This is a genomic window from Mesorhizobium sp. M1A.F.Ca.ET.072.01.1.1, from assembly GCF_004023325.1.
In the GTDB taxonomy this organism is placed as follows: domain Bacteria; phylum Pseudomonadota; class Alphaproteobacteria; order Rhizobiales; family Rhizobiaceae; genus Mesorhizobium.
Genome location: NZ_RZSF01000381.1, coordinates 1 through 5,758, shown reverse-complemented (window position 1 = coordinate 5,758; position 5,758 = coordinate 1). Strand labels below are relative to the sequence as shown.

6 protein-coding genes are annotated in these 5,758 nt (G+C 62.0%); all 6 read right to left on the bottom strand.

Going from position 1 to position 5,758, the window contains the following annotated elements:
* Positions 1–20: 20 nt before the first annotated feature.
* Positions 21–1,118 carry an ABC transporter ATP-binding protein gene (locus EOA32_RS32210; protein ID WP_245499458.1) on the bottom strand — a complete coding sequence of 366 codons (1,098 nt, stop codon included), beginning with the start codon at positions 1,116–1,118 and terminating at the stop codon, positions 21–23.
* Entirely contained in the window at positions 1,111–1,899 is a 789-nt protein-coding gene (locus EOA32_RS32205; protein WP_128373883.1) for an SDR family oxidoreductase, read from the bottom strand. The genes EOA32_RS32210 and EOA32_RS32205 overlap by 8 nt, the downstream gene beginning before the upstream one ends.
* The gene (locus EOA32_RS32200) at positions 1,896–3,497 is read right to left on the bottom strand and encodes an AMP-binding protein (protein ID WP_128373882.1); all 1,602 of its coding nucleotides are present in this window, start codon (positions 3,495–3,497) and stop codon (positions 1,896–1,898) included. Before EOA32_RS32200 ends, EOA32_RS32205 begins: the two co-directional genes overlap by 4 nt.
* Positions 3,485–4,564, bottom strand: coding sequence for a hypothetical protein (locus EOA32_RS32195; RefSeq protein ID WP_128373881.1), 1,080 nt, complete (start codon positions 4,562–4,564; stop codon positions 3,485–3,487). The genes EOA32_RS32200 and EOA32_RS32195 overlap by 13 nt, the downstream gene beginning before the upstream one ends.
* Positions 4,565–4,599: 35 nt before the next feature.
* Positions 4,600–5,412, bottom strand: a complete 813-nt coding sequence (locus tag EOA32_RS32190) for an ABC transporter permease (protein WP_128373880.1) — start codon at positions 5,410–5,412, stop codon at positions 4,600–4,602.
* On the bottom strand, positions 5,409–5,758 hold a 350-nt coding region (locus tag EOA32_RS32185; protein WP_128373879.1), incomplete at its 5' end, for an ABC transporter permease subunit. The genes EOA32_RS32190 and EOA32_RS32185, both read right to left, overlap by 4 nt.

Sequence of the window (5,758 nt, the reverse complement as noted above, 5' to 3'; positions counted from 1 at the left end):
TCTTTCAGGTGCGCCGCCCATCATTGCTCAAGGATGACCGAGTCCTCGGGGTTCCAGCTCACGCGCAGCCTACTGCCAATTTCCGGGCGCGCATCTGACTGCAGCGAAGCCGCGGTGGCGATGAGCCGGAACCCGACGTCGGTGATCATGCAGATCCGGGTCGAGCGGCCCAAGAAGGATATCTCCTTCACCGAGCCTGAAAGTGTGTTCTCGCCGAGCCTCGGCTCTTGCCCGTTTGTCAGGATGCGCAGCTTCTCCGGGCGAAACATAGTGGCGAGTTCGGTTCCTTTTGGATGATCGAAAGGCTGGGTGCCGAGATTGCAGTCCTCGGCGATGGTGAGCTTCGCCTTGCCGGCCGCCCGCCCGGTGATAATGTTAGACTCGCCGAGGAACTCGGCAACGTAGCGGCTACGGGGACGGAAATAGAGATCATCGGGTGTACCCAGCTGCGCGATACGCCCGACGCTCATCAGGCAGATGCGGTCCGACATGTTGAGCGCCTCCTCCTGGTCGTGCGTCACATAGATGAAGGTCGTCCCGAGATCCTCGTGAAGGCGCTTGATCTCGCCCTGCATCTGTTCGCGCAGATTCTTGTCGAGAGCGCCCAGCGGCTCATCCATGAGGATTATGGCCGGCGAATAGACGATGCAGCGGGCGATCCCGACGCGCTGCTGCTGGCCACCAGAGAGCTGCTTCGGCTTGCGCTTCTCGAAACCCGTAAGGCCGACGCGCGCCAGCGCCTCTGCGACCTTCGCGCGGATGACATGGGCCGGCTGCCGCCGCACTTTCAGCGGGAAGGCGACATTGTCGAAGACGGTCATATGCGGCATCAGGGCGTAGTTCTGGAACACCATGCCGAGGCCTCGGTCGCGCGGCGGGACATTGGTCAGGTCCTTGCCGTCGAGCCGGATCGTCCCCGAACTCGGCGCCAGCGCGCCGGCGATCAGGTTAAGCAGCGTACTCTTGCCCGATCCCGACGGCCCGAGCAACGTCAAGAACTCGCCGCTACGAACGTCGAGGTCGGTGGGTAATAGCGCCATCGTCTGCCCGAAGGATTTGGACAGTCCCCGCAGCGAAATGCTGTGTCGGGCGCCACCGCCTGGCGCGCCGTCAGCCAACGGCCTGCTCCTTCACCGGCACATTATAGGCGAGCTTTAGCCGCCCACCGTCCGCGTAGATGGTCTGGCCCGTCATGTAGCTGGAATCCTCGGATGCCAGGAACACGCAGATGCGACCGATCTCCTTCGCCGTGCCTAGCCGCTGCATTGGCGTGCGCGAGAGTATGCCGCGCATAGCATCCGGATCGGTGCTGAATATCTTGCTCAGCAGTTCGGTGTCGATAGAGCCGGGGCCGACGCCGTTGACGCGGATGCCATGCGGCGCGAGCCCAAGGGCCATAACGGCGGTGAGCTGGTTGAGCCCACCCTTGCTGACCGCGTAGGGAACAATGGTAGGGCTGCATATGACGGCGTTGATCGAACTCATATTGATGATCGCGCCATGTACGCCGTTGTCGACCATCCAGCGTGCGCCGGCGCGGCCGAGGAGGAAGGCGCCCTTAAGGTTGACCGCGATCACCTCGTCGAAGTCCTCCTCGCTGATTTCAAGGATGGTGCCGTTGCGGCTGATACCGCTATTGGAGACGACTATATCGATCACACCCCATGCCGCTACGGTGGCATCCAGCAGGGCCTGCACTTGGTCAGAGCGGGTTACGTCGCATTCGCAGAAGCGGCAGGCGTCGCTGCCGCCCAGTTCTGCTGCGAGTGCAGCTCCCTTGTCCTTTTGGATGTCGGCGATCATGACGCGGCAGCCTTCGGCGAGGAATTCGCGAGCTACACCCGCGCCGATTCCCTGTGCAGCTCCGGTAATAATCGCGACCTTGCCTTCGAGCTTCATTTGATTTTCCTTCCGGGCGCTTTGGTGATTTCAGCATCGAAGTCGCAGTCCTCGATGTTGGTAGACAGGAACTGTTTCTGGATGCGCTGGGTAGGCGTCTTGCGGAACTCGTCGAGAAACGCCCAGAAGCGCGGCACCTGGAATTTCGGTAGGCGCTCCCGGCTCCATTCGAGCAGTTCGGAAGCCGTGACCCGGCTTCCCTCGTTGCGCCGCACGAAGAGCTTCAGATCGTCGTCGCCGACATCGCTCTTAACGCCGATGAGGGCGCATTCGGCGACCTCCGGGTGATCGTTAAGCACACGCTCGACTTCCCAGGCCGAGATATTCTCGCCGCGCCGCCGCAGGCTGTCCTTCTTGCGTCCGTGGAAGCGGATAAAGCCGTCCGCGTCCATCGTCGCTAGGTCGCCAGTGTAGAGCCATCCGTCGTGCAGCGCGTCCGAGGTCGCCTCTGGGTTGCCGAAATAGCCAACGGTGAGCACGCCCGGCTCGCGTTCAGCCACCCGAATCTCGCCGGCGACTCCCGGCGGGCACGGCTTGCCCTCGTCGTCGACAATCTGAACCTTGAAATAGTCGACGGCCTTGCCGATCGAGCCGCGTCGACCCTCGGTGTTGATGGTCGAGAAGCTGCAGGTCTCGGTCATGCCGTAGCCCTCGCGGACCGTGACGCCGAAACGCTCCTCAAACGGCGTCCAGATATCAGCGGGGCAGCCGCCACCCCAGGCGGTGCGCGCCCCATGCGTCTTGTCGAGCGGGCTCTCGGGTTGCTTCAGCAGCATCTGCAAGACGCCGCCGACATAATGGAGGTGCGAGGCACCGGCTTCCTTCACCTGCTGCCAAAAGTGTGAAGCGCTGAAGCGTGGTACCATGTACAGGGTCACCGGCACCATGAGCGCGAGCACCAGCACCTCGGCCCCGAAGACATGATAGATCGGATCCCAGAAGTGTAAGATATCGCCGGGCTCGACGCCGGAGATCCAGATCGAGCCGAGAGCGCTTGCGAGCAGCATGCGGTCCGACATCTGCACACCCTTTGGAGCGCCGGTAGTCCCCGACGTGTAGAGGATGATCCGAAGGTCGTCCCATCTGAAGGCGACTTCAGGAGGATGGTCGCCGGCCGGGCCGACTTTGACCCCATCATTTCCGGTGAAGTCGCCCGGGCCATCGCGCCAGAGAACCCGGGCAGCCCTTGCTGTCGCGACGGGCTCGTCGAGTACCTCGGCAAACTCCCGGTCGGCGATGACGAGAGCGGGCTGTGAATGGCCTAGCTGATAGCTGAGGCTTGGTCCCCTCAATGCCGTGTTTACCGGTACGAGTACTGCACCGAGCCGAATCAGGGCGAAGAAGACAAGAACGTGATCGAGATGATGACCGAGCATAACCGCAACGCGTTCGCCAGGCTTCACCCCGAGGCTAGCAATACTTGCAGCCAGCCGTCCGGATTCTTGTTCCAGCCCGGCGCAAGTCAGTTTGCCGCCGTCCCAGCGCAGATAGACGTGGTCAGGCCGCGCCCGCGCTATCGCCTCTAGCAGCGATGAGACGGTCTCGTCGTCTGTGAAATACGGCGGGCCGCTCTCGCGGTTGAGCTTTACCAAAGCCATTCTCCTTCGTCCTTGATGATCCACCGTTCACTAAGCGCCGCCTCGTCGAAGCTGCGGGTGATGGACAGGTGACCGTTGCGCTGGCGCACCGCCATGATGAAGAACTCGAAGACCGCGACCCGCAACTCAGGATCGGCCTCGCTGGTGAAGGGCACGAGCCCGCCGAGCGTCAGCGTCGCTGTGTCGTCCTGCGCCGTTATCTCCGTCGGGTTGCGGAAGGCGGCGAAGATCGCCCCGAACATGTCGGCGATGCCCTTGGGGTCGGTGCCCTTGTGACCGGTCGCGTTGGCTAGTTCCCCGGTGAACTGGGCTCCGAGCAGCCGCATGGCTTTGGTGATGATGTTGCAGGACTCGTAGGCGCCGAACAGGCTATAGACGATCGCGATGACATGGCGGACATAGTCAACGCTGTAATTGTAGCCGCCCTTCAGGATTCGCGCTTCCGGCCAGGTCTGCGGATTGAGCTTGGGCGCCTTCTCCGGAATGAATTCCGGGCTGTGCTCAACATGCTCGACGCGGAAGCGTTCCTCGGGCCGCAGGTCGTGGTCGTATTCGAAGAAGTAACCCTCGTCATACGGGTGGCCTTCGGCGACGAACTTGGTCGCCACCCAGCCGAGGCGCGGGCAGTTCAGGAATTCGCCGTTGCGCGGATGCCAAGTCGACAGGATCGTGCGGCGCACCGACGGCGGAACCGTAAGGGCCGCCATGCCGGGATAGGAGCCCCAGGGCGCCATGTAACGTATCCACGCCTTCTTTGGGCTTTCGACGACAACCTGCATGTTCAGCCCGCCGATCGCGTTGCTGAAATAGTGGTAGAGCGCGGCGGTAACCGCGGGCGGGTTGCCAGCGATCTCGAGCTTGTCCAGCGCTTCGAGGAAGCGTTCCTTCTGCTCCGAGGAAAGCAGTCGCCGCCAAATCTCGTTGAGCGCGGCCTCGCCCTTCTCGCGAAAGACCATCGAGGTGATGCCGGAGACCATGTACCAGGCGAATTTGCTCGCAAGCGCGGTGCGCTCTCGAAGCTCATTGAGCGTCTCTTCCGTTCTCACTTGCGTTAAGGGGATGGTCATGCGGGCTTCCTTTCTTCATATGATCGCCGAGCGGATCAGTTCTGGATGGGCGAGGAGTTCTTGAAGGCGGCGAGGATGAGACAGACGACCAGCGAAACCGCCGTCAGCAGCGTAGAGACGGCGGCGATCACCGGCGATACCTCCCAGCGGATCGCGCTGAACATCTTCACCGGCAGAGTGGTGGTCGAGGAGCCGGAGAGGAACCAGGAGATCACCACTTCGTCAAAGGAGATCAGGAAAGCGAACAGCGCCGCGGCGATCAGCGAGGGTAGAAGCTGCGGCAAGACGACGGAGATCAACATACGAATGCGGCCCGCGCCGAGGAGCTGGGCGCCGAATTCGAGGTTTGGATCGAGCTTCCGTACGCCGGCCATCATGATCACCAGCACAAAGGGCGTGGTGTGGACGACATGACCGAGTACGAGCGCGAGGGTCGTGCCGGTGATGTGCAGATAGGAGAAATAGAGGTAGAGGCCGAGCGCGGTAATAATCGTGGGCACGATAAGCGAGCTGAACATTAGCGCCGAAATGAGGCGCTTTCCCGGGAAGGAATAGCGCGCGAGCCCGTAAGCGGCGGGGACTGCGGTCAGGAGTGTCACGGCCGTATTGATGACGGCCACCTTCAGGCTCTGAAACAGCGGGGCGGTCCATGATGCCGAGTTGAAGAAGATATGGAAGAGGTCCAGCGAATATTGCCGCGGCGGGAAAGAGAGCTCGTCGGCCGAACCGAAGGCGATCGGTACGACGATGATGATGGGCGCCAGCAGGAAGACATAGCAAAGGATTGCCAGCAGCGTGCCGAGCCATTCATGGCGCTTATGCAGCGGGTCGCGCAGATGTTCGCTCATCCCACTCTACCCGCACGCTGTTTCCACACTAAGAACGGGACGGCAACGATCAGCACCATGCCGAGCAGCAGCACGCCAACTGCCGATGCCATGTTCCAGTCGAGAGTCTCGCGTGTGTAAAAGTCGACGAGGTTCGACAGCATGGCATCCTTGGGACCGCCGAGCAGTGCCGGGATAATGAAGAAGGAGAGCGCCATCACGAAGGCGCTGGAAGCGGCCGCGAACACCCCTGGCACGCTGAGCGGCAGGGTGACGGTCCAGAAGATCCGCGCCGGTCGAGCGCCCATGATCTGCGCCGCCCGATAGACTGAAGAGTCGATGGCGAGCAGACTCGCGAGTATAGGGA